Origin of the sequence: Kitasatospora phosalacinea, from assembly GCF_000717185.1 — a bacterium.
In the GTDB taxonomy this organism is placed as follows: domain Bacteria; phylum Actinomycetota; class Actinomycetes; order Streptomycetales; family Streptomycetaceae; genus Kitasatospora; species Kitasatospora phosalacinea_A.
In genome coordinates, this window is record NZ_JNYE01000027.1 from 33,815 (window position 1) to 59,590 (window position 25,776).

Here is a 25,776-nt window from a genome sequence, read left to right on the forward strand (position 1 = left end):
CGGGGGAGAACACGTGCAGGTCACCGGGTACGCCCCGCGCGAGGTCAGCGACCTGCGCGGCCGCCCCGGCGAACCGCTGGTGCTCCGCTACCCGCCGGACGCCGCCGTCCTGGTCGGCGGCGTCCCCGGCAGCGGCAAGTCCACCCTGCTGCGCCGCTGGGCCGCCCCCGCCACCCTCGTCGACCCGCGCACCACCCGCCTCGCCTGCCAGGCCCGGATGCCCGCCCGCCTCCCGTACCCCGTCTACCGGCCCGCCGTCCGCCTCCTGCACTTCCTGCGCACCCGCGCCGCCTTCCACCGCCCCGGGCCGCTCCTGGTGCACGACTGCGGCAGCCGCTGGTGGATGCGCCGCGCCCTCGCCCACTGGGCCCGGCGCAGCGGACGCGAGCTGCACGTGGTGCTGCTCGCCGTCCGCCCCGCCGAAGCCCTGGCCGGCCAGCACGCCCGCGCCCGCACCGCCGCCCCCCGCACCTTCCGCCTCCACGTCCGCCGCACCGCCCGCCTCCTGGCCGCACTGGAACGGCACGGCCGGACGGCCTTCCCCGGCGCCCGCTCGGTGCTGCTCGCCGACACCGCCTCCCGCGAACGGCTGGCCGGGATCCGCTTCGGCACCGGGACGGACGGCTGACCGGCGGGGCGGGTTCCGGGCGCCGGGATCCCGGTGACCAGTGTGGTGTCCGTGTCAGATAAAGTGCTCGAACCCTCCGTCAGGCGATCGAACGGGTCTACGGTCCGAGCCGGTCGGAAGCACCACGCGAGCGGACGAAACTCCGCCCCCTACCCCACCCGGGAGCACCGCCCATGCCACCCGACAGCAGCCTCGCCACGCCGACGGCCGCCGCCACCACCGCGATACCCGTGCAGCCGGGCCCGCTCCCCGCGCCGACCGCCAAGCGCCCCCGCCTCTACATCCTCGACGGACTGCGCCTGCTCGCCGCCCTCGCCGTGCTCAGCTGGCACTACGCGGGCATCGAACGGGACACCGCGGTCTGGGGCGGCAAGGCCGGCACCTACATGCCCACGCTGCACCGGGTGGCCAACTACGGCTGGGTCGGCGTCGAGATGTTCTTCCTGATCAGCGGCTTCGTCATCTGCATGTCCAGCTGGGGCCGCCCGCTCGGCAGCTTCGTCAGCTCCCGGATCACCCGGCTCTTCCCCGCCTACTGGTTCAGCGTGCTGTTCCTCGCGGCCCTGGCGTTCGCCGTCCACGTCCCCTGGAACAAGGACCTGCTCAAGGGCTCCTACTCCAACGTCATCACCAACCTGACGATGGTGCAGGAAGGCACCGGCGGGCTGGACGTCGACGGCGTCTACTGGACGCTCTGGATCGAACTGCGCTTCTACGTCCTGTTCGGCCTGATGGCGATCGGCGGCGTCACCTACCGCAAGGTGATGTCCTTCTGCTGCGGCTGGCTGCTGCTCGCGCTGCTCGCCTCGGCCACCGGCTGGAAGGTCCTCGACGTCCTGTTCTTCCCCCGCTACGCGCCCTTCTTCATCGCGGGCGTCGCGCTCTACCTGCTCCACCGGTACGGGGGGAACCTGCTGGTGTGGGGACTGATCGGCTTCTGCTGGATGCAGGCGCAGAACCAGCTCCGCTTCATCGTCGCCGACTACTACTGGCAGAAGGTCTCCTACAACGTCGCCTTCGCCCTGGTCACGCTGGCCTTCCTGGTGATGATCGGCGTCGCGGTCGGCTGGTTCGACCGGATCCAGTGGAAGTGGCTGGTCAGCGCGGGCGCGCTCACCTACCCCCTGTACCTCGTCCACGAGCAGTTCGGCTGGCAGGTCATCCGGCACTTCCACAGCCGCTACAACGCCTACGCCCTGGTCGGCGTGCTGACCGTCTCGATGCTGGTGTTCGCCTGGCTGATCCACCGCCTGGTCGAACGGCCCGCCTCCGCCGCGCTGCGCCGCGGCCTGGCCCGGGCCTTCGACGACGTCCGGGAGATCGGCAACCGGGAGCGCGCCGAACGGCGACGACGGGCCTGAGCGCCCGGCGCCGCCCACGGCACCGCCTCCGCGGGGCCCGCACGACACGCGTCGTGCGGGCCCCGCGCCGTTCCGGCGGTTCGCGGGCGGCGGGGCGTCGGAACGGCCGGGCTCAGTGGCCGCGGGTGATCCACTCCTCCAGGTGCGGGGCCTCCGCGCCGATGGTGGTGGGGTCGCCGTGGCCGGTGCGGACCACCGTCTCCGGGGGGAGCGTCAGCAGGCGTTCGCGGATCGAGGCGATGATGGTGGGGAAGTCCGAGAACGACCGGCCGGTGGCGCCCGGGCCGCCCGCGAACAGGGTGTCGCCGGTGAAGACGGTGCCCAGCTCCGGGGCGTACAGGCTGACCGCGCCGGGGCTGTGGCCCGGGGTGTGCAGGACGGTGAGCACCGTGCCCGCGACGGACAGCTGCTGGCCGTCGGCGAGCGGGGCGTCCGGCTCGCGGTCCGGGTGGGCCTGCCGCCACAGCACCTGGTCGGAGGGGTGCAGCAGCACCGGCGCGCCGGTCAGGGCGGCCAGGGCGGGCGCCGCGTTCACGTGGTCGTTGTGGGCGTGGGTCGAGACCACCGCCAGCAGCCGCCGACCGCCCAGCGCCGCGTGGATCGCCGCCGCGTCGTGCGCCGCGTCGATCACCACCGCCTCGGCGTCGTCACCGACGATCCACACGTTGTTGTCGACCTGCCAGCTGCCGCCGTCCAGGCAGAACTCGCCCGAGGTGACCAGCTGTTCGACCCGGGCCGCCATCAGAACACCACCACCGAGCGCAGCACCTCGCCGCGCTGCATCCGGGCGAACGCCTCCTCCACGCCGTCCGGCGGGACGGTCTCGCTGACGAACGCGTCCAGGTCCAGCCGCCCCTGCAGGTACAGGTCGACCAGCATCGGGAAGTCCCGCTCCGGCAGGCAGTCCCCGTACCAGGACGACTTGAGCGCGCCGCCGCGCCCGAACACGTCCAGCAGCGGCAGCTCCAGCTTCATCTCCGGCGTCGGCACGCCCACCAGCACCACCGTGCCCGCCAGGTCGCGGGCGTAGAACGCCTGCCGGTACGTCTCCGGGCGGCCGACCGCCTCGATCACCACGTCCGCCCCGTTGCCGCCGGTCAGGCTGCGGATCGTCTCCACCGCGTCCACCGCGCGGGAGTTGACGGTGTGGGTGGCGCCCAGGCGCTGCGCGGTCGCCAGCTTGCGGTCGTCCACGTCCACCGCGATGATCGTGCCGGCCCCGGCCAGCCGGGAGCCCACCACCGCCGCGTTGCCCACGCCGCCGCAGCCGATCACCGCGACGCTGTCGCCCCGGCCCACCTGGCCGGTGTTGATCGCCGCACCCAGGCCCGCCATCACCCCGCAGCCCAGCAGGCCCGCCGCCGCCGGGGACGCCGCCGGGTCGACCTTGGTGCACTGGCCCGCCGCGACCAGCGTCTTCTCCGCGAACGCGCCGATGCCCAGCGCCGGGGACAGCTCGGTGCCGTCCTCCAGCGTCATCTTCTGCTTCGCGTTGTGGGTGGCGAAGCAGTACCACGGCCGACCGCGCTTGCAGGCCCGGCAACGGCCGCACACCGCACGCCAGTTCAGGATGACGAAGTCGCCCGGGGAGAGGTCCTCCACGCCCGTGCCCACCGACTCCACCACGCCCGCCGCCTCGTGCCCCAGCAGGAACGGGAACTCGTCGTTGATCCCGCCCTCCCGGTAGTGCAGGTCCGTGTGGCACACCCCGCACGCCTGCACCCGCACCACCGCCTCACCCGGCCCCGGATCCGGCACCACGACGGGCACCACCTCCACCGGCGCCCCCTTCGCACGCGCGATCACACCCCGGACAACCTGAGCCATCTTCGGTACCCGTCCTCACTCGATCAACGGCGGCGCCCGGCACTGGACGCCGCCCAGCAGCGAACTTACGCGCTTTCAGCGGGGAAGTCGCCCGTTCGGAGCGGCGGCACGCACGACGCCCCGGCGGGAGGGGCGAGGGCGGGAGGGGCGGAGACGGGAAGGGGTCAGCCGCGGGGGAGGGCGAGCAGGGCGCGGGCGCGCTCGGGGGTGAGCAGTTCGGCGAGCAGGGGTTCGGCCAGGAGGGAGAGCGGGGCCAGGTGGTTCCCGTCCAGCGGGCGCCACAGCGGGAGGGCCGCCAGCAGGTCCGTCCAGGCCCGCTCCGCGAACTCCGGTGGGAAGCGCGGCTCCCGGGCCGGGGCGGGGAGCCGCTGCCCGTCGACCGGTTCGGTCAGGCTCGACCACATCAGCACCGTCCCCTGCGCCGTCGGGACGGCGGGCCGCTGCTGCGCCTCCCGGGCGGCGGCCCGGTGCGCGGCCAGCCGTTCGACCAGCGCGTGCACGGCCGCGTCGAACTCCGGCGGCCCGAAGCGGAGCCGGAAACCCGGTTCGGCCGACGCGGCCTCGTACCCGGCGATCGCCGCCCGGACCGGCTCCGGGGCGCTCTCCCGCAGCTCGGGCAGCGGGAGCAGCGAGTGGTGGTGCGCCTCCCGCTCGTGCCGGAGCAGGACCGGCAGGAACTCGCGGCTGAACAGCGGCTCGGCCAGCAGGACGTCCCGGTCCCGCACCCCCCGGAAGGCGCCGGGCAGTTCGCGCTCCCAGCCGTGTAGCAGGGCCCGCAACTGCACCGCCAGCAGCGTGGCGCGCGGTCGTCCGAACGCCGCGGCCTCCTCCAACAGGGCCAGGGCGGTGTCGAGTTCGCCCGCGAGCGCGGCCCGGCGGCCGCGCTCCACCTCGCCGTCCCAGTGGTCGCGGGTCGCCCCGGGCGGGCGGCGCATCCCGTGCAGGCACCGCCACAGGTGGTGCACCAGCGCGGCGAAGGAGGCGTGGCGCTCCGGCCCGAGGCCGGACCAGGACGCCAGCCAGTAGGCCGCCCACTCGCCGTCGGCGTCGACGTCGTCCGGGTCGAGCAGCATCACCGCCGCGTCCCCCGCCAGCGACAGCCGCAGCGAGCGGGCCAGCACCCGGGCCTCGGCCGCCCCCGTCGCGTCCCCGAGCGCCTCGTCGGCGGCGAGGTCCTGCCAGGCCTCGATCCAGCTGCGGTCCGGGGTGTCCCGCAGCCAGGCCAACTCCTCGGTGCCGGCCAGGCGTTCGATGAACAGGCCGACGTCCCGCCAGCCGTTGCTGACCAGCAGGAACTCCCGCAGCGAGGGCGGCAGCGGGCGGCCCAGCCGGGCCTCGGCGGCGGCGACCTCCGCCGCGGACGCCGGGGAGAAGCCGAGCCAGCCCGACCGCAGCACCTCCGGATCCAGCGGACGGCCGGACGGCCCGGCCCGCTGCACCGTGATCCACTCGGCGCTCAACAGCTCCAGGAACTCCCGCCACTGCACCCGGTCCACGCGCACCCCGGCCCCTCCGTCACGTCACGATCGCGGGCTCCCACTCCAGCACGCGCCACCGACAGCGGGTTCGGCCGTTCGTGTGGTGGGCGCACGGCATCCGTGAAGGTTCTGCGTCGATGTGCGGATCCGCCGGCCGGACGGGTAGTCGGGCTCCTGCCGCCGGCTTTCGACACCGTCGGCATCCCGGTACCACCCGCCCCCGGGCATCCCGGTACCGCCCGCCCCCGGGCACCGCCCGCCGCCGTCTGGAAGGAAGGCCGCCCCACATGGCCGTCGCCACCTGCTGGTCCACCGCCGTCACCCTCCCGCACAGCCCGCACCCCGACCTCGCCGTCGAGGCCGGGCTGCACTTCGACACCTCGCTGCCGTACGCCGTGCGGCTGGTGTTCCCGCCGGTCGGCCGGGTCGACGCCGTGGAGTGGGTCTTCGGCCGCGACCTGCTCAACGAGGGCCGCCTCGCCCCCGCCGGACACGGCGACGTCACCGTCCGCCCCGGCGCCGACGGCGAGGTGCTGGTCACCCTGCACGGCGGCACCGGGGCGGCGGTGGTCAACGTCCCGGCCGAGATCGTCACCGGCTTCCTGGTCGAGTGCTACGCGCTCGTCCCGGCCGGGCACGAGCACGAGCACCTGGACGTCGACGGCCTGATCGCCCGCGTGCTGGAGAGCCGGTGAGGCGGTGAGCCGGTCAGCCGGTGGTTCGGTGAGCCGGTGAGGCGTCAGGAGGCGGGCATCAGGACGGTGTCGACGATGTAGACGGTGGCGTTGGCGGTCTGCACGTTCCCGCACAGCACCTTGGCGCCGCCGTTCACGGTGAAGTCCCGGCCCGCACCGCTGGCGGTCAGGTCGCCGCCCTCCAGCGACGGGTGCGTACCGGCCAGCGCGGCCGGGGCCAGGCGGTCCGGCGACACGTGGTAGGTGAGGACCTTGGTGAGCTTGGCCTTGTCGGCCAGCAGCGCGTCCAGGTCGGCCTTGGGGATCTTGGCGAAGGCGTCGTCGGTGGGGGCGAAGACGGTGACGTTCTGCGCGGAGTTGAGGGTGTCGACCAGCCCGGCCTGCTTGACGGCCGCGACCAGGGTGGACAGCAGCGGGTTGTGCGAGGCCGCGGTCGCCACCGGGTCCGACGCCATCCCGGCGAACGACCCCGCCCCGTCCGCGGGCACCGCCGCGCAGGCCGCACCGAACGGCCCCTCGGCGGCGGCGGCGGAGGAGGGGGAGGGGGAGGGGGCGGGGGAGGAAGCGGCGGCCGGGGCCGCGGTGTCGGAGCCGCTGCCGGAACTGCCGCACGCGCCCAGGGCCAGCGCGAGGGCGCCCGCGGTGACCAGGGCGGCGAACGGGCGGGAGCGGTGCAGGGAGATGCGCATGGACGTGCCTCTTCTGGAGTGGTTGGTACGGAACGGGAATCGGTTCGGTCTCAGAGCACGGTGACGACGGTGCTGTGCCGGCCCGTCCCCCCCCGCGGGGAAGGGACCGGTGCGCCGCCCGGGCTGCACGGCGCCGGTCGCGTCGGTGGCGCGCACCACGATCCGGTGGGTGCCGGGGGTCGCGCCCGTCCAGGCGTACGACCACTGCCGCCACAGGTCGGGCCCGGCGGCGCCCGCGGCGGGCCGACGCAGGGTCAGCACGCCCGCGCCCGGCGCGGGCACGGCCGCCGCGCCCACCGCCACCACCGGCGAGGTCGCCGACCCGGTCGGCAGCGCCCGACGCCGCGACCGCCGCGGCCGGGCCGAGGGCGGCTCCGGCGGGCAGGACGCGGCGCTGCGGCTGCGTCGGCTGCGTCGGCGCGGGGTTCTCGTTGCTCACACCCGGCATTCGGGGGGCCGCGGGCCGCGGATTGGTGCGAGTTGCGGACGGGGCGGTGGTGAAATTCACGGCCCGGTGGGGCAATCCGGGCGGGCGGCCGTGTCGAAGAGGGGTGGAGACGTGTTGTCCGATTCGTCGCGGCCGGGGGTTCCGGCCGTCGTAGGGGAGGCCCCGGTGCCGGTGGTGCAGTGCAGGAACGTCCGTCGCGGGGCGGCGGGATGAGCCACGTGGTGTCGCTGGCCCCGCCGCGCCGGCCCGGGCCCGACCTGCGGGAGCTGCTGTCGCGGGTGGTGCGCGGCGACCAGGAGGCGTTCGCCGCGCTGTACGACGCCGTCGCCGGGCCGGTGCTCGGCCTGGTGCGACGGGTGGTGCGGGACGCCGCGCAGTCCGAGGAGGTTGCCCAGGAGGTGCTGCTGGAGGTGTGGCGCACCGCGGCCCGCTACCGGGCCGAGCGCGGCGAGGTGCTGCCCTGGGTGCTGACCATCGCGCACCGGCGGGCCGTCGACCGGGTCCGCTCCGCGCAGGCCGCCGCCGACCGCGACCGGCGGGCCGCGGCCGCCTCGCACGGCGGCAGCCCGTACGACGAGGTCGCCGAACAGGTCGAGGGCCGGTTGGAGCGGGAGCAGGTCCGGCGCTGCCTGCGGACGCTCACCGAGCTCCAGCGCGAGTCGCTGACGCTCGCGTACTACCGCGGCTACAGCTACCCCGAGGTCGCCCAGGTGCTCGGCGCGCCGCTCGGCACCGTCAAGACCCGGATGCGCGACGCCCTGATCCGGATGCGCGACTGCCTGGGGGTGGGCGCGTGACCGCCCTCGACCCGCACACCCTGACCGGCGCGTACGCCGCCCACGCCCTCGACCCCGAGGAACACGATGCCTTCGAACGCCACCTGGAGCACTGCCCGCCCTGCGCGCAGGAGACCGCCGAGTTCGCCGCCACCCTGGCCCGGCTCGGGGCGGCCGAGGCGCTCACCCCGCCGCCGGAGCTGAAGGCCCGGGTGCTGGCCGCGCTGCCCGCCGTCCGGCAGGAGGCCCCGCAACTGGTCCGCGCCGCCCCGCCCCGCCGCCGACTCGCCCGCAGCGCACCGAAGTTCGCCCTCGCCGCCTGCCTCGCACTGGCCCTCGGCGCGGGCGCGGTCGCCGTCCAGCAGCACCGCGAGGCCGACCGGGCCCGCGACCGGGCCGCCGCCCTCGCCCGCCAGCAGGAGACCGTCGCCGCCCTCCTCACCGCACCCGACGCCCGCACCGCGACCGCCACCACCGGCGGCGGCACCGGCACCGTCGTCTGGTCCGCCGCCCGCGGCCGGGCCGGCTTCCTCGCCGCCGGCCTCCCCGCCCCGGGCCCCGGCCGCACCTACCAGCTCTGGTACGACGACGCGGGCACCATGCGCCCGGCCGGCCTGCTCCCCACCGGCAACGGCACCCTGCTGCTCACCGGCCCGCTCGACGGCGCTGCGGGCGTCGGCGTCACCCTCGAACCGGCGGGCGGCTCCCCGCACCCGACCGGCGCGCCGGTCCTGCTGCTGCCGTTCAGCTGAGCGGGGCCCGGGACCACGGGTCGACGGACGGCGAGCGGGACGGCTCCGCGAGAGCGTCGGAGCCGTCCCGCTCCCCGCCGTGCGACGGGACCGCCGAGGAGCCGCATCCCCCGCGGCTGGACGAGAGCGAGAGCCGGACCGGGGAGGCCGGTGAGGCGTGGGTGCCGGTGATCGCGCCGGACGGCCCCGGGGTCGGCGGCGGGAGGCGCCCTAGCGGCGGCGGGGCGGGAGGGGGAGGAACGGGCTGGTGCGGGCGGCGTACTCCGGCCAGCCGGGGCGGGGGGTGGTGGTGAGGTGGCGTTCCAGCATGGGTTTGCCGCTGCCGAAGGCGAGCAGCCAGGTCATCAGGAGCGGGCTGCCGACGAACGCCCAGCCGATCGGGTGGTCGGCGGCCAGGAGGAACAGGCCCCACCAGACGCAGGCGTCGCCGAAGTAGTTGGGGTGGCGGGTGTAGCGCCACAGGCCGCGGTCCATGACCCGGCCGCGGTGGGCCGGGTCGGCCTTGAAGCGGGCGAGCTGGGCGTCGCCGACGGCCTCGAAGAACAGGCCGACGGCCCAGAGGGCGGCGCCCGCCCAGGCGGTCGGGCCGGGCGGGTCGGGGAGGTACTGGGCGGCCAGGACGGGGAGGGCGACGAACCAGACCAGGGCGGCCTGCAGCAGGTAGACGATCCGCAGCGCGTACCGGGTGCGGGGCGCCCCGGCGGGCGCCTTCGCGAGCATCCGGGCGTAGCGCGGGTCCTCGGGCAGGCCGCGGGCCCGCCACCACAGGTGGGCGGCCAGGCGCAGGCCCCAGACCGTCACCAGGGCGGTGGCCAGGGCGCGGCGGCCCCCGTCGCCGTACCCGGCGGACAGGGCGCAGCCGGTCAGGGCGGCGGCAGTGAAGGCCAGGCCCCAGGCGACGTCCACGCCGCGGTGGCGGCCGGTGCGCACCCCGACCGCGAAGGCGGCCAGCATCACGGCGAGGACCGCGGCGGCGGCGGCGGCCGCGCCGGTGGCGAACGCGGCGGCGTTCACCGCAGGCCGTCCCGGCTCAGCAGCACCTGGTGGACGTCCAGGTAGCCGGCGCGGAACCCGGCCTCCGAGTACGCCAGGTACAGCTCCCACGTCCGCCGGAACACCTCGTCGAAGCCCAGCGCCGCGACCTGCTCCGCGCGCTCGGCGAACCGCTCCCGCCACAGCCGCAGCGTCTCCGCGTAGTGCGGCCCGTACGCGTCCGCGCCGACCGTCCGCAGCCGGGTGTGCGCGGCGGCGGTGTCGGCGATCGCCCGCAGCGAGGGGATCTGCCCGCCGGGGAACACGTACTTCAGGATCCAGGTGTACGTGCCGCTGCTGGCCAGCATCCGTTCGTGCGGCATGGTGATGGCCTGCAGGGCGACCCGGCCGCCGGGGGCGAGCAGCCGGTCCAGGGCGGTGAAGTACGCAGGCCAGAACGGGCGTCCGACGGCCTCGATCATCTCCACGCTGACGATGGCGTCGAACTCGCCCCGCACGTCCCGGTAGTCGCACAGCCGGACGTCGACCCGGGCGGACTGCCCGGCCCCGGCGATCCGGCGGCGGGCCAGGGCGAGCTGTTCGGCGGAGAGCGTCACGGTGACCACCTCGGCGCCGCGGGCGGCGGCGCGCAGGGCGAGTTCGCCCCAGCCGGTGCCGACCTCCAGCAGCCGGGTGCCGGGGCCGACCCGGGCCAGGTCGAGCAGCCGGTCGATCTTGCGGTGCTGGGCGGGCACCAGGGCGCTGCGCGGGGTGGCGGGGGACGGGGCGGAGAACAGCGCCGAGGAGTACGACATGGTCGGGTCGAGGAACAGTGCGAACAGTTCGTTCGACAGGTCGTAGTGCCGGTGGACGTTGCGCCGGGCGTTGGCGGTGGTGGAGAGCTCCTCCGCCGGGGTCCGGCGCACGTAAAGCCGCCGCAGCGCCGCCGTGCCGGGCGGCACCAGGGTCTCCGGGCGGGCGGCCAGCGCGGTCAGCAGGCGGACCAGGTCCGGGCTGTCCCAGTCGCCCGCCTGGTAGGACTCGCCGAAGCCGATCAGGCCGCCCGCGCCGACCCGGTGCGCGAACGCCTCCGGCCGGTGCAGCCGCAGCACCGGCGCCCCCGGCGGCGCGGGCCGCAGCACCCGCCCGCCCGGCAGCTCCACCCGCAGCCCGCGGAGGGCCGCCGCCCGGTGCAGCAGCCGCCGGGCCGCCGCGGCCCGCAGCGGGGCGTGCGGCACCCGGGCGACGTCCGGCCAGCGCAGCGGGTCGACGGCGGGCAGCGGGAACGGGACGGCGGCGGTGGTGGCGGCGGTGGTCATCGGGGCGGGGCCTCTCCGGAGCGGTTCGGTGGTCACGGGCGGGGGGCCCGCGCGGCGGGCGGGCAGGGACGGACGGGCAGGCCGCGCAGCCACAGCCGGACGCCCTGGGCGCGGATCCGCAGGCTGACGGCGAAGGTCGCCAGCGGGTACCGCAGGGTGGTGCGCAGCAGCGCGGCCGGGCCCGCGGGGCGGCCGGTGCCGGAGACGGTCGCGGTGAGGGCCGGGCCGTCGGGCAGCTCCAGGCGCACCGACAGGTGCAGGCGGGCGCCGTCCGGGGCGGGCTCGGGCAGCAGCAGGCGGTAGCGGCCCTCGGACGGCAGGAACGGCGAGACGTGGAAGGCCTTGGCGGCCCCGGCCAGCCCGGCGGCGTCCGGGTGCAGCAGGTAGCGGTGCCGCCCGCCGTAGGTGTTGTGGACCTCGGCGACGGTGCACAGCGGCGCGCCCGCCGCGTCCCGGCACCAGTACACCGTGAGCGGGTTGAACACGTACCCGAGCGAGCGGGCCTGGGCGAGCATCAGCACCCGGCCGCCGTCCAGCCGCAGGCCGTGCGCGGCGAGTTCGCGCTCCAGGTCGCGGCGGATGGTGGGGGAGCCGGGGCGCAGGACGTGGTCGCGGGGCAGGAAGCGGGCCAACGGGCGCAGCGGCCGCGGCAGTTGCGGCAGCGCGTCGAGGTCGACCAGCCAGAGCGGGAAGCGGTGGCGGAACACCCGGCGCGGCTCGGCGCGGACGTGCGTGGTGCGGGCCTCGTACAGCAGCGCGCCCCACCGGCCGGGCAGGGTGCTCCGCGGAGCGAGGGAGGGGTCGTTCAGGCTCACGGGGCGACCGCCGCGAGCAGCCGGTCGGCGGCGGCCAGGCCGGAGCGGCAGCCGTCCTCGTGGAACCCCCAGCCGTGGTAGGCGCCCGCGAACGCGGTGCGGCCGGTGGCCAGTTCGGGCAGCCGCCGCTGCGCGGCGACCGTGCGGGCGGTGTACACCGGGTGCTCGTAGACGGTGCGGGAGACCACCAGCTCCTCGGGGACGGGGGAGCGCTCGTCCTCGTTCAGCGTCACCAGGTAGTCCTCCGAACCGCCCAGCCGCAGCAGCCGGTTCAGGTGGTAGCTGACCCGGACCCGGTCGGACGGGGCGTCGCAGCCCGGCATCCGGTAGTTCCAGGAGGCGCGCGCCCAGGCCGCCCGGGGCAGCACCGAGGCGTCCCGGTGCAGCACCGTCGGGTTGCGGGAGTACGCGAACGCGCCCAGCACCTCCCGCTCGGCCCGGGTCGGGTCGGCCAGCAGCCGCAGCGCCTGGTCGGCGTGGGTGGCCACCACCACGGCGTCCGCCCTCGTCCGCCGCCCGTCCTCGGTGACCACCGTGACGCCGTCCGGGTGGCGGCGCACCGCCCGCACCGGCGCCGAGTGGTGCACGGTGCCCGCGCGGGCGGTGACGTGCTCGGCGATCCGCGCCACGTACGCGGCCGAGCCGCCGACCACGGTGCGCCAGGTCGGCGAGCCGGTGACGCTCAGCAGGCCGTGGTTGGCCAGGAACGCGAACAGGTAGCGGGCCGGGTAGTCCCCCGCGAGGTCCGGCGCGCAGGACCAGACCGCGGACACCACCGGCGTCACGAAGTGCGCCGCGAAGTACGGCGAGAAGCCGTGCTGCTCCAGGAAGTCGCGCAGGCTCGGGTCGCCCGGCCCCGGATCGGCCAGCAGGGCGCGCGCCAGCCGGTGGAAGCGCGGCACCTCGCCGAGCATCCGCAGGTACCGCCCGCGCAGCAGCGCGCCCGGCGTGGCCAGCAGCCCGACCGGGCCGCGCGACCCCGCGTACTCCAGCCCGCAGCCCTCGCAGCGCACCGACATGCTCATGTCGCTGTCCTGGGTGCGCACCCCCAACTCGCCGAACAGGCCCACCAGTTCCGGATACGTCCGGGTGTTGTGCACCAGGAAGCCGGTGTCCAGCGCCAGCTCCCGGCCGTCCGCCGCCGTGGTCCGCTGGGTGTGCGCGTGCCCGCCCAACCGCCCGTCGGCCTCGAACAGCTCCACCTCCACCCCGGCCCGCGCCAACGCGTACGCCGCGCTCAACCCCGCCACCCCGGCCCCCACCACGGCCACCCGCCGCACTCCCGCCGACCGGCGGTGCGGCGGCGACGGGACGGGACCCCCGGTGGAAACGGTGTCGAGTGTCGTCACGTGCGTCCTCCCCACTGCTCCCGGGCCGCCCTCGGCGGCCCTCGTACCGCCGATTCGGAGCCGCCGTCCGCGCGGATTGCTCCGAACGGGAGACCCGGACCGCGGCCCCGGCCCGCTGCTCCGCTCACGGGTCAGGGCCGGTCCAGCACCGCGGGCAGCCGCTGCTCCACCGCGTCGGCCAGCCGCGCGAACTCCCGCCGCAGGAACGGCTCCGCCAGCCGCGCCAACCCGTGGAAGCGCAGCCGGGCCCGGTAGCGGACCACCGCGCCGGTGCCGCCCGGGGCCGGGTCCACCACGATCTCGTCGGTGGCGGTGACCGTCCGGTTGCGCCCGACGAACACCAGCCGGTCCGACTCCCGGGCCACCAGCTCGTACACCAGCTCGGTGCGCCGCCCCCGGAACACCGACACGTTCCGCCACCGCGGGCCGGGCCCCAGGTGGACGCACTCCGCGGTGCCCGGGTCCCACTCGGCGGCGTGCGCGAAGTCCGCCAGGTACTCCAGCACCCCGTCCGCCGGGCGCACCGTCCGCATCTCCCGCACCACCTCGATCACTCGGGCCTCCTCCGGGCCTCCCGGGCCTCTTCTTCGCTCACGGGTACGACGACCGGCATTCGGAGCCGCGCCCGGGACGGATGGGAGGGAGGACGAAGCGGACGGGGAAGGGGAAGCGGACGGGGAAGGGGAAGCGGACGGGGAAGGGGAAGCGGACGGGGAAGGGTACGGACGGGGAAGGGTACGGACGGGGAGGGACGGGTATCCGCGGTGCGCCGTACCCCCGCCCGGAGAGGTGGCAGACCCGATGGACACCCGACTGACCCCACGGGAACGCGTCCTGCTCGCCGAGATCGAGCACCACCTGCGCCGGGCCGACCCCCGGCTGGACCGGCGGCTCGACCACCCGCCCGGGCGGGCCGTCCGGCTCGCCCACCGCCCGCGCCCGCTCGTCGCCGCGGTCGCCCTGCTCGCCGTCCTGACGGCCGCCGGGGCGCTGTGGGCCGGGGCGGGCGGCCCGCAGCCGCTCGCGGCCGCGCTGCTCGCCGCCGGGGCCGCACTGCTGGACGCGCTCGCGCTGCGCAGGCTGGCCGGGCTGCGGCTGGGCTGAGGGCCGCGCCGGGGGCGCACCGGGGGCACACCGAGGCCGACGGCTGAGCCGGGGCCGGGCCGGGGTGGAGGGCTGTGCCGGGGCGGCGGGCTGTGCCTGGACGGGCGGGCCGCGCCGGGACCGGGAGCCGTGCCTGGACGGGCGGGCCGCGCCGGGCCGGAGGGCCGCTCCCGGGCTGGTGGCGGTGCCCGCGGGGGCGCCGTTGCACCCTGCGGTGGAACCGGGCGGGCGGGCCGTGACCCCGGCCGGGGCGGGAAGTTGGACCGGGCGTGACAGAGCCTGCGCATACCAGCCCGCTGCCCGTGGTCCGCCTCCAGTGGACGATGCTGCAACCCCTGCTGGCCGCCCTCTCCGAAGCCGGGGTGCCCCTCCGGCCCGGGGACCTGGACCAGTTGCAGCACGCCGCCGCGATCGGACCGGAGTTCGCCCACGCCCTGGCCCGGTGGATCCGGGCCGCGCACACCGCCGGGCCCGCCCGGCCGCCCGCCGCCGTCCGCACGCTCGCCCCGCGCCCCGAACGTCCCGCCCTCGGCGGTCCCGCACCCGCCGCCGTCCGGGACCGGCACGCCTCCTGACCACCTGACCGGCCCGCCCGCGTAACCGTCGCGGGCCGTGACCCGTTGGACGGAACATGCCCGTGATCAACGAACCGCGCCGCCCGCAGGGCGGCCACCCGGCAGCGGCGCCCCCGCGCGTCCCCGAACCGGCCGACCCGCACGGCCGACCCGCCGGACCGCCGTCGCTCGGACACCAGGCCGCCGCCCAACTGCTCGGCCTGCGCGAGGTCGTGCTGCCCGCCGCCGTGGTCGCCGCCGCCGACCTGCTGCTCGGCGACGCCCTCGGCAGCGACGACCCCGTCACCCGGGAGGCCGCCGCCGCCACCCGCGGACGGCTGCGCGCCGCACTGGGGCAGGCGCCGCCGCGCGACTGAACCCGCCCGGAAAGCGCTCCCGGAACCGGTCCCGGAACCAGTCCCGGAAAGCGGCCCCGGAAAGCGGCGCCGGAAACCGTACCGGCCCGCCCGGGGCGGCCCCACAATGGCGCGATCTCGTTGCATTTCCGAGGTTTGGGAAAGCAATTCCGTCGAACGTGGAATGCCTTTTCCCGATTCCGGGCCGGAATCGGGGAAAAGCGCCCTAGCCTCGTGCCATGGCGAACGGCGTGTTCCACACCGTGTATGGCATCGAGATCAACCTCACCCGGCCCGACCTGGGCCACCCCGACCGCCCCGGCCTGCTCGCGGAGATCACCGCACCGGTCGACCGGCGGGACCGCGAACTCCTGCAGTGCCTCCAGCACCACCGCGAAGGCCGCTGCGGGGCGGAGGAACAGGGCGGGGAGCGCTCCCCGTGGATGCACGTCCGGCGGAGCACCGTCGGTACCCGCACCACCTGGGTCGCCGCGCACCTGCCCGCCCGCCGCCCCCCGACCGCGGGGGAGGACGACCGGCGCAAGGCCCTCCAGGAGCGCATCGCCCGCGCCGCCGACCGGCACGGCTGCCGGTACGAGGTCGGTGCCCGCACCGGCGGCGGCCGGGCCCGCAGCGACGTGCTGGTCACCGGGCCGGGCGGCCTGCGGATCGGCTGGGCGGCCCCGTGCGCGCAGGTCACCGCCGAGACGGTGCGCCGCCGCTCGCGGGCCGCCGCCGAGCACGGCATCGTGCCGCTCTGGGTGACCTGCGACGAGCGGGCCGCACCGGTCGACCGGGCGCCGTGGGCCCGGGTCGACGACCTGCCGTGGCAGCGGATCGCCTCCCGCGCGCCGATGGCGGTGCGCGCGGGCGTGCGGCACCTGCAGCAGTGGAAGTGCCTGCGCGGCAGCGCCCGCGCCTGCCCGCTGAACGGCTCCTGGTGCGGCCGGCTGCACACCGGCTGGTACCTGCCCGCGCTGTGCCTGCCGAGCCGGCCGCCCACCGAGGTGGACGAACTGGTGGGGGCGAGCGCGGCCGGGGAACTCGTCCCGATGCGGGTGCCGTTGCAGTCCGACGCCTCCGCCGTCGCCCGGATGTGGGTCCCGGCCGCGGACCGGGACCGCTGGCGGGAGACCTTCGCCGCGGACGACCCGCCCGCCGCGGCCCCTGCCGCCCCCGCACCCGACCCCGCCGCTCCCGACCCCGCCCCGGACGCGGGCGTCAGCTACTCCGGCGAGGAGCTGGACCCGGTCTGCCGCTACGGCGAGGAGGACTTCGCCTACGACGACCCGCGCCCCCGCACCCGCCGCCGCGCCCGGCCGCGGGACGGCCACGCCGACGCGGTCGCCCTGCACACCCGCGACACCGTCCCGGAACGGTTGCTCACCGTCCCCCGCCAGGCCCGCCGCGGCCTGGCCGTCACCCCCGAGCAGCGCCACCGGGCCGCCGCCGCGCTCGACTGCCACGTCGCCGACGTCGGCCCCTGCGCGGGCTGCGGCGCCCCGATCAACCGCTACGGCCCCCGCGGCGTCCACGCCTGCGCACCCTGCCGCGCCCGCGTCCTGGCCCGGCGCTGAGCGGACGCCCCGGGCGCGGCGACAGGTCGGCCGACCGCCTCGGCGGCTGTCGGTCGGGGGCGGCGTCCCCGGAGGGCCCGGGGCCCGGGGGACGGAGGTCGGTTCCGCGGGTGCCGGGCCGGGTGCCGGGGGGCGGCGAGGAGAGCTGCGTGGGCCACGACGCGGTTGACGCGTCGGGGACAGCAGGTCTCCTCCCCGGTCCGCAGGAGCGCAGTCGCAGGTGCTGCCGGATTCCTGCCAGCGAGCGAGCCAGTGGGCGGCGCACGCGCGGTCGCCCTGCTCACCGGGCGGGACCGGCCGTCGGGTTCCGGGAGGACGGGATACTGCTGCAATGTCAGATCATCGGACCACCACGTCCGTTGGGCTCGCTCCGGTCGAGCCCCCCGCCCTGCCGCCGGGCCGGCCCTCGCTGCGGCGGGACGCCTCGCTGCCCGCCTTGCTGGCCGGCCTGGTGTGCATCGCCGTGTCCTTCTCCGGCCCGCTGGTCGTCGTGCTCGCCGCGGCCGCCGCCGGGCACCTGGACCGGGCGCACACCGCCTCCTGGATCTGGGCGGTGTCGATCGGCAGCGGACTGTCCTGCCTGCTGCTCAGCTGGTGGACCCGCACCCCCGTGATCACCGCCTGGTCGACCCCCGGCGCGGCGCTGCTGGTCGGCAGCCTCGGCGCGTACCCCTACCCGGAGGCGGTCGGGGCCTTCCTGCTCAGCGCGGTCGCCGTCATGCTGTTCGGCGCCACCGGCCTGTTCGGGCGGCTGATCAGGGCGATCCCGACCGCCATCGTCAACGCCATGCTGGCCGGGATCCTGTTCGCCTTCGGCGCGGGCGTCTTCGCCGAACTGCGCGCCGCCCCCGCCCTGGTGCTGGGCAGCTTCGCCGTCTTCCTGCTGGCCAAGCGCCTCGTGCCGCGCTACGCCGTCCCACTGGCGCTGCTCGCAGGTGCGCTGCTGGCCGCGGCCACCGTCGGACTCCCGCTGCACCTCGGCTCCGGCGGCCCCACCCGCCCCGTCTGGACCACCCCCGCGTTCTCCTGGTCGGCCGCCGTCGGCCTGGCGCTGCCGCTCACCATCGTTGCGCTGGCCTCGCAGAACGCCCCCGGGCTCGGCATCATGCGGGCCTCCGGCTACCGGCCGGACGACCGGCTGCTGGTCGGCGCGACCGGCGGCCTGTCGGTGCTGCTGGCCCCGTTCGGCTCGCCCGGCGTCAACCTGGCGGCGATCACCGCCGCGATCTGCACCAGCCCCGAGAGCCACCCCGACCCCCGCCGACGGTACGTGGCCGGGATGGCCACGGGGGTGCTCTACCTGCTGGTCGGCAGCTTCGGCGGGGTCCTGGTCAGCCTGTTCACCGGCCTGCCGCACGCCCTGATCGCGGTGATCGCGGGTGTCGCCCTGCTGGCCTCCTTCCAGGGCAGCCTGGCCACCGCGGTCGCGGAGGAGCGGGGCCGCGACGGCGCGGTGGTCACCTTCCTGGCCACCGCCTCCGGCATGACCCTGTTCGGCATCGGCGCCCCGTTCTGGGGCCTGCTGCTGGGGCTGGCCACCCACGCCGTCCTGACGTGGCGCCACCGACGCTGACACGCGCCGCCACCGGCGCCCGCGCTGCGGGCCGCCCGGCCCCGGGCGGGGAGCACGGCGGCGCCCCGGCCGCACCGGTCAGGAATCGAGAAGCCCCGGGCGGGCGGTGGCGCCTAGCGTTGCGGGCATGGCAGACATCGAGAGCATCACCCTGGACGCGGCCGACCCCGAGGCCGCCGCCCGTTTCTACGCCGACGCGTTCGACCTCGACGAGGACCTGCTGCGGCTGCGGGCCGCGACCGAGCCCTCCGAGGGGTTCCGCGGCTTCACGCTCGCCCTGACCGTGCCCGAGCCCGCCGACGTGGACAGCTTCGTCGCCTCGGCGGTGGCCGCCGGGGCGGAGGTGCTCAAGGCCGCCGCCAAGTCGCTGTGGGGCTACGGCGCGGTGGTGCAGGCCCCGGACGGGGCGATCTGGAAGCTGGCGACCTCGGCGAAGAAGAGCACCGGACCGGCCACCCGCAAGGTCGAGGAGGTCGTGCTGCTGATCGGGGTGGCGGACTTCGCGGCGACCAAGCGGTACTACGTCGAGCGGGGCTTCACCGTGGCGAAGGGCTTCGGCCGGGTGTACGCCGAGTTCGCGGCGGGGGAGGGCCGGGTGAAGCTCGCGCTCTACCGCCGCAAGGCGCTGGCCAAGGACCTGGGGGTGGCCCCGGAGGGCGGCGGCTCGCACCGGCTGACGGCCCACGCCGCGGGCACGGAGGCGTTCACCGACCCGGACGGCTTCCGCTGGGCGACCGCGGACGTGCGGGCGGCGGCGGACGTGCGGGCGGGTGCCGCCTGAGGCACTGACCGCGGTGCGCGCGGGGCGCGCGGGGCGAGTCGGGACGGTGCGCGATCCGGTCCGCACCTGGTCGACGACCTGGAGCGGCTGCGCGTGCACCTGGGCGTCGAACGCTGGCTGCTGGACGGCGCCTCCTGGGGCTCCACGCTGATCCCCGCGTACGCGCAGCAGCCCCCGGAGCGGGTCGGCGAGATCGTCCTCCAGACGGTCACCACCACCCGTCGGGCCGAGACCGACTGGCTCCACCACCGGGTCTCGGCCTTCAGGCCCGAGGCGTGGGACCGCTTCCGGGCCGCCGTCCCCGAACACGTCCGGGACGGCGACGTGTACGCCCTGCCGGCCGCCTATGCGCGCCGGACGGTGCTGGAGGCCCTGGAGGAGTTCAAGCACCGTTGAGCCCTCCGGGGGCCGGGGTCGGGGCCGGAGCCGGGGCTGGAGCGGTCACTTCTGCCAGCCGACCGAGGTGATCACGGTGCTGGCCAGGCTGCCGGCGCCGAAGTTGGCCAGGCCCTTGCGGACGGCGACGATGCTGGGGCGCTGGTAGAGCTCCAGGGTGTGGCCGAGCTCCCAGATCTTCGCGTCGGCCTGGTTGTACAGCTCGGCGGCCTGCGCCGGGTCGAGGGTGGCGGCGGCCTTGCGCAGCAGGGTGTCGATCTCGGGGGTGCTGAGCTTCGAGTAGTTGCCGAACACGTTGTCGCCCTGCGGGGCGCGGTAGATCGCCACCGTCTGGGAGAGCGGGAAGGAGTCGGTGTTGCGCCAGCTGGCCAGGTCGAACTTCCCTTGGTTGACGTACTTGGTGAAGTACTCCTTGCTGGGCACCTTGTCGACGACCAGCTTGACGCCGACCTGCTGGAGCATGTTCTGCACGGCGGTGGCCAGGTCGACCTGCGCCTGGTTGGAGGCGTCGTTCAGCACGTAGTGCAGCTCCAGCGGCTGCCCGTCCTTGCTGCGGCTGCCGCCCGCGTCCTTCCACCCGGCCTCGTCCAGCCACTTCTTCGCGGTGGCCGGGTCGTAGCCGGCCCAGTCGGCGGAGTTGTTGCGGTAGCCGTTCTGGTTGGTCATGAACAGGTGGTTGTCCAGCGGCTTGAACTCCACCGGGACGCCCTTGTTGGCGATCTTGATCAGCGAGGCGCGGTCCAGCGCCCGGCCGAGCGCCTGGCGGACCTTCTGGTCGGCGAGCGGGCCGTTGCCGCCGAAGGAGATGTGCACCTCGTCCCACGGGGTGCCGGTGCGGATCGCCGCGTCGGGGGCGTCCTTGAGCTGGCCGTACGAGGCGGCGCTGCCCGCCGAGGCCAGGTCGATCTCGTTGTTCAGGAACGCCTGGGTGATCGCGGCGGCGTCCAGCACCCGGTAGGTGATCCGGTCCAGCTTGGGCTTCGGGCCCCACCAGCGGGGGTTGGGCGTCAGGGTGATGGTCTGCGCGGTCTTGTCGGCGTTCGAGACCACGAACGGGCCGCCGAAGACCGGGGTCTTCTCCACCCAGCCCTCGTTGAAGTCCTGCGGGGTGGAGAGCCCGGAGGCGGGCAGCAGCGGGTTGAACAGGTTCTGCCAGTCGGCGTACGGATCGGCGAAGGTGACCTTGACCTCGCTCGCGTCCGCGCCCTGCTCGACGGCGGAGATCTGCTCGTAGCCGGAGGGGTCGGCGATGTTGTAGGCCGGGTCCTTGCCGTTGGAGGACTTCCAGACCGCCGCGAAGTCGCGGTAACCGATCGGGGTGCCGTCCGACCAGACCGCCTTCGGGTTGAGCTTGTACGTCACCACCTGCGGCGAGGTGGAGGTGACCTCGGCGGAGACCAGGTACGAGGGGTCGGGGTGGAAGACGCCCTTGGCGTCGACCCGGAAGAGCTTGGCCTCGGTGTAGGTCATGATCTCCACCGCGTCCCCGTACCGGCCGTCGACCTGGTAAGGGTTCCACTGGGTGATCCACTGCTGGAGCGGAAGGCGCAGCTCGCCGCCGTCCTTGACGTTCTCCGGCGGCTGCGGGTTGTTGTCCTCGGCGTCCACGGTGGGCGCCACGGTCTTGGCCACGTCTCCGCCGGATCCCCCCGCCGAGCTGCAGGCGGTCGCGGCGAGGAGGGCGGCGAGGGCCGCGGCGGCGGCGCGGCCGGTCCGGCGGGTGGCGGGCGGAGTGCGCATCGGGGAGTCCTCGGATTTCGAAGAGTCGGGGGCCGCCGGGTGTGGCGACACTTGATGGTGGGCAGCCAAGTCGGTGCCGGCGGGCCGAACGTAACAGCCCGTCAGCCGACCCACCAGGGGGTCGTGCGCAGAACTGATCGAAACGAAACGCGGCGCAACACCGCCGCAACACCCCGTCCGCACCCGTCTGATCAGCTGTGACCAGCGGGTTCGCCGGACCGGACGGGTCCGTCGACCCGACGGGCCCTGGACGGACCGCCCGGCGTGGCGTACAACTGCTGCGCGAAAGTGCGTCAAAACCCGTACTAGCGAAGGCAAAAGACCATGTTCCGAAGGTGTGCGAACCACACCGGGGGCAGGCCGTGACGCGATACCTCGCGGGGCGGCTCGGCTACTACGCCGCCCTGCTCACCGCAGCGGTGTTCCTCTCGTACGCCCTCACCGGCACCGCGCTCGGCCCCCGCGCCTACTTCGAGGCCAAGCAGCCGCGACCCTCCGCCGCCTCCGTCGACCGGCAGCTGACCGCGCTCAACCTCAACGACCGCACCCCCGTCGTCGAACGCTTCGGCACCTGGGCGAACGGCCTGCTCCACGGCGACCTCGGCCGCACCATCCACGGCACCTCCGTCAACGAGGAGTTCGGCCGCCGGATCTGGGTCTCGCTGCGGCTCCTGCTGGTCGGCAGCCTGCTCGGCATGCTGCTCGGCGTCGCCGCCGGGGCCTGGAGCGCGGTGCGCCAGTACCGGCTCTCCGACCGGACGCTGACCGTGCTCTCCTTCGTCCTGCTCTCCACCCCCGTCTTCCTGTTCGCCCTGCTGCTCAAGAACGGCGCGATCGCCGCCAAGAACGCCGCCGGGCACGAGGTCGTCCCGTTCACCGGCTACGAGACGCCCAACCTGGCCGGCGGGATCGGCGCCCACCTCGCCGACTGGGCGCTGCACCTGCTGCTGCCCACCCTCTCGCTCGCCCTCGGCGGCCTCGCCACCTACAGCCGCTACCAGCGCGCCACCATGCTCGACGTGCTCGGCGCGGACTACCTGCGCACCGCCGAGGCCAAGGGGCTCACCCGCGGCCGCGCCCTGCTCAAGCACGGCCTGCGTACCGCCGTCATCCCGATGACCACCATGTTCGCCTACGCCTTCCTCGGCCTGTTCACCGGCGCCGCCTTCACCGAGACCATCTTCGGCTGGCACGGCATGGGCGAGTGGTTCATCCAGGCCGTCAACGAACAGGACGTCAACTCGGTGGCCGCGGTCAACCTCTTCGCCGCCGTGGTGGTCCTCGCCGCGGGCCTCCTCGCCGACGCCCTGCACGCCGCGCTCGACCCCCGGGTGCGAGTCGGATGAGCGTCGAACTCGCCTTCGCCGCGCCGCGGTTGCCGCTCCGTGCGACCCTTCCGGTGGGAGGGCTGCGGTCCGCCTCCGGCGGGGGAGCGGGCAACGTCGGAGACCGGCCCGGGGCCGCCGTCGGGCGGTCCGGTTCCCGTGGCCTCGGGGCGGTGGCCGGATGAGCGTCGAACTCGCCGCTGCTGCCGAGCAGTCGCCCGACGAGCCGTCGGTGCCGCGCGGGCGGTTGCGGTTGGCCGCCGCCCGGGTGGCCGGGTCGCGCGGGGCGCTGGTCGGGCTGGTCGTGCTGGTGCTGCTGTTCCTGCTGGCCTTCGTCGGGCCGTACCTGACACCCTGGGACTACGCCGCCCCCGACTACGGCAGCCTGCGTCAACCCCCTTCCGGCACACACTGGTTCGGTACCAACGGGCTCGGCCAGGACGTGTTCGCGCAGACCGTCCGCGGCCTGCAGAAGTCCCTGGTGATCGGGCTGCTGGTGGCCGTCCTCTCCACCGGACTGGCCTCACTGGTCGGCGCCTGCGCCGGGTACTTCGGCGGCTGGACCGACCGGGTGCTGACCTTCCTGGTCGACCTGCTGCTGATCTTCCCCGCCTTCCTGGTGATCGCGGTGCTCTCGCCCCGGCTGCGCGGCAGCGGCTGGATCGCCTTCGTGCTGCTGCTCGCCGTCTTCAACTGGATGGTCACCGCCCGGGTGGTCAGGTCGATGACCCGCTCGCTGCGCGAGCGCGAATTCGTCGCTGCCGCCCGGTACATGGGCGTCGGGCCGTTCCGGATCATCTGGCGGCACGTGCTGCCGAACGTCTCCTCCTTCCTGATCATCGACGCCACCGTGACCGTCGGCGGCGCCGTGATGAGCGAGGCCGCGCTCTCCTACTTCGGCTTCGGCGTCCGCCCGCCCGACGTCTCGCTCGGCACCCTGCTGGCCGCCGGGGCCGCCGACGCGCCCGTCTTCCCCTGGCTGTTCTACTTCGCCGCCGGACTGCTGGTGCTGTTCGTGCTCGCCGTCAACCTGGTCGGTGACGGCCTGCGCGACGCCCTCGACCCGACGGCCGCCGCCGGACGCCACCGCCCCCGCAGCCGCCGTGGAGAGCGCACCCGTCGCGGAGACCGGCGACGCCCCACCCGATCCACCGACACCCCCTCGCGCCGGAGCACCCCATGACCACCCCGCTGCTCACCGTCCGCGACCTCACCGTCGACTTCGACGGCCACCCGGCGGTCCGCGGCGTCGACCTCGACCTGCACCGCGGCGAGACGCTCGGCCTGGTCGGCGAGTCCGGCTCCGGCAAGTCCGTCACCGCGCTCGCCGTCCTCGGCCTGCTGCCCGCCACCGCCCGCACCGGCGGCTCCGTCCGCCTGGACGGCCGCGAACTGCTCGGCCTGCCCGCCCGGCAGCTCGCCGCCGTCCGCGGACGCCGCATCGCCATGGTCTTCCAGGACCCGCTGTCCGCCTTCACCCCCGTCCACCGGATCGGCGACCAGATCGCCGAAGCCGTCCGGACACACCAGGACGTCGGCCGCACCGCCGCCCGCAAGCGCGCCGCCGAACTCCTCGACCTGGTCGGCATCCCCGACCCGGCCCGCGCCCTGGACGCCTTCCCGCACGAGTTCTCCGGCGGCATGCGCCAACGCGCCATGATCGCCATGGCGGTGGCCAACGAACCCGACGTGCTGCTCGCCGACGAACCCACCACCGCCCTCGACGTCACCATCCAGGCCCAGGTCCTCGAGGTGCTGCGCACCGCCCGGCGCGAGAGCGGCGCCGCCCTCGTCCTGGTCAGCCACGACCTCGGGGTGATCGCGGGCAGCGCCGACCGGGTCGCCGTCATGTACGCCGGACGGATCGTCGAGGCCGCCCCCGTCGACGAGCTGTTCGCCGCGCCCCGCCACCCCTACACCCTCGGCCTGATCGGCGCCGTCCCCCGGCTCGACGGCCGCGGCGGCCCGCTCGTCCCGATACCGGGCCGCCCGCCCGCCGCCGGCGAACCCGCCCGCCCCGGCTGCGCGTTCGCCGACCGCTGCCCGCTCACCGAGGACCGCTGCCGCACCGCCGAGCCCCCGCTCACCGGCACCGGCACCGGCAGCGCCAGCGGCACCGGCGACCACCGCGCCGCCTGCGTCCGCGCCGACCACCTCGCCGCCACCCGGCCCGCCCCCGCCGAGGTCTACCCCGTCCCGGCCCTGCCCGCTGCCGTTCCCCGTCCACGCGCCGCCCGCGACAGCGTCCTCGCCGTCCGCGGCCTCACCCGCAGCTTCCCCCGCCACCGCGGCGGCCTGCTGCGCCGCCGGGCGGGCGAGGTGCACGCCGTCGACGGCGTCGACCTCGACATCCGGCAGGGCGAGACGCTCGGCCTGGTCGGCGAGTCCGGCTCCGGCAAGTCCACCACCCTGTACGAGATCCTGCGGCTGGCCGCCCCGCAGGGCGGCCGGATCGAACTCCTCGGCCAGGACACCGCAGCCCTCGACCGGGCCGCCGTCCGGCGGCTGCGCTCCCGCGTCCAGATCGTCTTCCAGGACCCGGCCGCCTCCCTCGACCCGCGGATGCCGGTCGGCGACGTGCTCGCCGAACCCCTGCTCGCCCAGCGCACCCCCAAGGCGGAGGCCCGCCGCCGAGTCCCCGAACTGCTGCGCCAGGTCGGCCTCGACCCCGCGCACGCCGACCGCTACCCCCACGAGTTCTCCGGCGGCCAGCGCCAGCGCATCTCCATCGCCCGCGCCCTCGCCGTCCGCCCCGACCTGCTGGTCCTGGACGAACCCGTCTCCGCCCTCGACGTCTCCGTCCAGGCGGGCGTGCTCAACCTGCTCCAGCAGCTCAAGGCCGAACTCGGCCTCGCCTACCTGTTCGTCTCCCACGACCTCTCCGTGGTGCGCCACCTCGCCGACCGGGTCGCCGTCATGTACCTCGGCCGCACCGTCGAGACCGGCACCGCCGCCCGCGTCCTCACCCGCCCCCGCCACCCCTACACCCGCGCCCTGCTCGCCGCCGTCCCGCTCCCCGACCCGCCCGCCGAACGCGCCCGCCCCCGCCTGCTGCTGGCCGGCGATCCGCCCTCCCCGGCCGAACGCCACCTCGGCTGCCCCTTCCGCCCCCGCTGCCCCGTCCACGCCGCCCTCGCCCCCGAGCAGCGCGCCCGCTGCGCCACCGAGACGCCCCCCGCCCTGCCCGCGGCGCCGGGCGTCGACCACACCGCCACCTGCCACTACCCGGACTGAACCCGCGCGCCGGGCCCCGGGCGGCAG

Annotated in this window: 24 protein-coding genes and 1 pseudogene; 15 read left to right on the forward strand and 10 right to left on the reverse strand. The window is 75.8% G+C overall.

Going from position 1 to position 25,776, the window contains the following annotated elements; translation table 11 throughout:
- The first annotated feature begins 13 nt into the window (after positions 1-13).
- Together OO57_RS14045 and OO57_RS14050 are read left to right on the forward strand one after the other, a co-directional pair.
- On the forward strand, positions 14-628 hold the full coding sequence (locus tag OO57_RS14045) for an AAA family ATPase (RefSeq protein ID WP_051777536.1): 615 nt from the start codon (positions 14-16) through the stop codon (positions 626-628).
- A gap of 173 nt (positions 629-801) precedes the next feature.
- Positions 802-1,989: an acyltransferase family protein gene (locus OO57_RS14050; protein ID WP_051777538.1), complete on the forward strand. Its 1,188-nt coding sequence runs from the start codon at positions 802-804 to the stop codon at positions 1,987-1,989.
- A gap of 112 nt (positions 1,990-2,101) precedes the next feature.
- On the opposite strand, the gene OO57_RS14055 is transcribed toward OO57_RS14050, so the two are convergent.
- The 3 genes from OO57_RS14055 to OO57_RS14065 form a co-directional block, all read right to left on the reverse strand.
- Entirely contained in the window at positions 2,102-2,731 is a 630-nt protein-coding gene (locus OO57_RS14055; protein ID WP_033252755.1) for an MBL fold metallo-hydrolase, read from the reverse strand.
- On the reverse strand, positions 2,731-3,816 hold the full coding sequence (locus tag OO57_RS14060; protein ID WP_033252756.1) for an S-(hydroxymethyl)mycothiol dehydrogenase: 1,086 nt from the start codon (positions 3,814-3,816) through the stop codon (positions 2,731-2,733). Before OO57_RS14060 ends, OO57_RS14055 begins: the two co-directional genes overlap by 1 nt.
- A gap of 164 nt (positions 3,817-3,980) precedes the next feature.
- A complete protein-coding gene (locus OO57_RS14065; RefSeq protein WP_033252757.1) occupies positions 3,981-5,318 on the reverse strand; it encodes an SMI1/KNR4 family protein in 1,338 nt (445 codons plus the stop codon).
- A 263-nt stretch (positions 5,319-5,581) separates the two neighbouring features.
- On the opposite strand from OO57_RS14065, the gene OO57_RS14070 reads away from it, so the two are divergent.
- Positions 5,582-5,989 carry an SsgA family sporulation/cell division regulator gene (locus OO57_RS14070; RefSeq protein ID WP_051777540.1) on the forward strand — a complete coding sequence of 136 codons (408 nt, stop codon included), beginning with the start codon at positions 5,582-5,584 and terminating at the stop codon, positions 5,987-5,989.
- A 44-nt stretch (positions 5,990-6,033) separates the two neighbouring features.
- Here OO57_RS14070 and OO57_RS14075 read toward each other — a convergent pair whose 3' ends face one another.
- The gene (locus OO57_RS14075) at positions 6,034-6,678 is read right to left on the reverse strand and encodes a fasciclin domain-containing protein (protein WP_051777542.1); all 645 of its coding nucleotides are present in this window, start codon (positions 6,676-6,678) and stop codon (positions 6,034-6,036) included.
- Positions 6,679-7,335: 657 nt separating this feature from the next.
- On the opposite strand from OO57_RS14075, the gene sigK reads away from it, so the two are divergent.
- Positions 7,336-7,923, forward strand: a complete 588-nt coding sequence (gene sigK, locus OO57_RS14080; protein WP_033252758.1) for an ECF RNA polymerase sigma factor SigK — start codon at positions 7,336-7,338, stop codon at positions 7,921-7,923.
- Positions 7,920-8,654 carry an anti-sigma factor gene (locus tag OO57_RS14085; protein WP_033252759.1) on the forward strand — a complete coding sequence of 245 codons (735 nt, stop codon included), beginning with the start codon at positions 7,920-7,922 and terminating at the stop codon, positions 8,652-8,654. Before sigK ends, OO57_RS14085 begins: the two co-directional genes overlap by 4 nt.
- 210 nt (positions 8,655-8,864) lie before the next feature.
- On the opposite strand, the gene OO57_RS14090 is transcribed toward OO57_RS14085, so the two are convergent.
- The 5 genes from OO57_RS14090 to OO57_RS14110 all read right to left on the reverse strand — a co-directional run bounded on the left by OO57_RS14090 (position 8,865) and on the right by OO57_RS14110 (position 13,663).
- Positions 8,865-9,608, reverse strand: coding sequence for a DUF1295 domain-containing protein (locus tag OO57_RS14090; RefSeq protein WP_234337345.1), 744 nt, complete (start codon positions 9,606-9,608; stop codon positions 8,865-8,867).
- Positions 9,609-9,664: 56 nt separating this feature from the next.
- Positions 9,665-10,945: a class I SAM-dependent methyltransferase gene (locus OO57_RS14095; RefSeq protein ID WP_033252836.1), complete on the reverse strand. Its 1,281-nt coding sequence runs from the start codon at positions 10,943-10,945 to the stop codon at positions 9,665-9,667.
- Positions 10,946-10,977: 32 nt separating this feature from the next.
- Positions 10,978-11,754 carry a DUF1365 domain-containing protein gene (locus tag OO57_RS14100; protein WP_418909886.1) on the reverse strand — a complete coding sequence of 259 codons (777 nt, stop codon included), beginning with the start codon at positions 11,752-11,754 and terminating at the stop codon, positions 10,978-10,980.
- 2 nt (positions 11,755-11,756) lie between these two features.
- Entirely contained in the window at positions 11,757-13,031 is a 1,275-nt protein-coding gene (locus OO57_RS14105; RefSeq protein WP_081973669.1) for an NAD(P)/FAD-dependent oxidoreductase, read from the reverse strand.
- Positions 13,032-13,240: 209 nt separating this feature from the next.
- Positions 13,241-13,663: an SRPBCC family protein gene (locus tag OO57_RS14110; protein ID WP_033252762.1), complete on the reverse strand. Its 423-nt coding sequence runs from the start codon at positions 13,661-13,663 to the stop codon at positions 13,241-13,243.
- Positions 13,664-13,910: 247 nt separating this feature from the next.
- Here OO57_RS14110 and OO57_RS39430 point away from each other — a divergent pair, with 247 nt between their 5' ends.
- The 7 genes and pseudogenes from OO57_RS39430 to OO57_RS14145 all read left to right on the forward strand — a co-directional run.
- Positions 13,911-14,213, forward strand: coding sequence for a DUF3040 domain-containing protein (locus tag OO57_RS39430; protein ID WP_033252763.1), 303 nt, complete (start codon positions 13,911-13,913; stop codon positions 14,211-14,213).
- A gap of 269 nt (positions 14,214-14,482) precedes the next feature.
- Positions 14,483-14,788 carry a hypothetical protein gene (locus tag OO57_RS14120; protein ID WP_158715116.1) on the forward strand — a complete coding sequence of 102 codons (306 nt, stop codon included), beginning with the start codon at positions 14,483-14,485 and terminating at the stop codon, positions 14,786-14,788.
- A 62-nt stretch (positions 14,789-14,850) separates the two neighbouring features.
- A complete protein-coding gene (locus OO57_RS14125) occupies positions 14,851-15,144 on the forward strand; it encodes a hypothetical protein (protein ID WP_033252765.1) in 294 nt (97 codons plus the stop codon).
- A gap of 218 nt (positions 15,145-15,362) precedes the next feature.
- Entirely contained in the window at positions 15,363-16,700 is a 1,338-nt protein-coding gene (locus tag OO57_RS42525; protein WP_051777544.1) for a hypothetical protein, read from the forward strand.
- Between the two features lie 331 nt (positions 16,701-17,031).
- On the forward strand, positions 17,032-18,273 hold the full coding sequence (locus tag OO57_RS14135; protein ID WP_051777546.1) for a benzoate/H(+) symporter BenE family transporter: 1,242 nt from the start codon (positions 17,032-17,034) through the stop codon (positions 18,271-18,273).
- Between the two features lie 127 nt (positions 18,274-18,400).
- On the forward strand, positions 18,401-19,054 hold the full coding sequence (locus OO57_RS14140; protein ID WP_033252766.1) for a VOC family protein: 654 nt from the start codon (positions 18,401-18,403) through the stop codon (positions 19,052-19,054).
- Positions 19,055-19,117: 63 nt separating this feature from the next.
- Positions 19,118-19,411: pseudogene (locus OO57_RS14145) on the forward strand (alpha/beta fold hydrolase); the annotation flags it as partial.
- An 84-nt stretch (positions 19,412-19,495) separates the two neighbouring features.
- Here OO57_RS14145 and OO57_RS14150 read toward each other — a convergent pair.
- Positions 19,496-21,190, reverse strand: coding sequence for an ABC transporter family substrate-binding protein (locus OO57_RS14150; RefSeq protein ID WP_033252767.1), 1,695 nt, complete (start codon positions 21,188-21,190; stop codon positions 19,496-19,498).
- A 362-nt stretch (positions 21,191-21,552) separates the two neighbouring features.
- Here OO57_RS14150 and OO57_RS14155 point away from each other — a divergent pair, with 362 nt between their 5' ends.
- The 3 genes from OO57_RS14155 to OO57_RS14165 all read left to right on the forward strand — a co-directional run bounded on the left by OO57_RS14155 (position 21,553) and on the right by OO57_RS14165 (position 25,749).
- Positions 21,553-22,536 carry an ABC transporter permease gene (locus tag OO57_RS14155; protein WP_033252768.1) on the forward strand — a complete coding sequence of 328 codons (984 nt, stop codon included), beginning with the start codon at positions 21,553-21,555 and terminating at the stop codon, positions 22,534-22,536.
- 160 nt (positions 22,537-22,696) lie between these two features.
- Positions 22,697-23,698: an ABC transporter permease gene (locus OO57_RS14160; RefSeq protein ID WP_051777550.1), complete on the forward strand. Its 1,002-nt coding sequence runs from the start codon at positions 22,697-22,699 to the stop codon at positions 23,696-23,698.
- Positions 23,695-25,749: an ABC transporter ATP-binding protein gene (locus tag OO57_RS14165; protein ID WP_033252769.1), complete on the forward strand. Its 2,055-nt coding sequence runs from the start codon at positions 23,695-23,697 to the stop codon at positions 25,747-25,749. The genes OO57_RS14160 and OO57_RS14165 overlap by 4 nt, the downstream gene beginning before the upstream one ends.
- Positions 25,750-25,776: the final 27 nt, after the last annotated feature.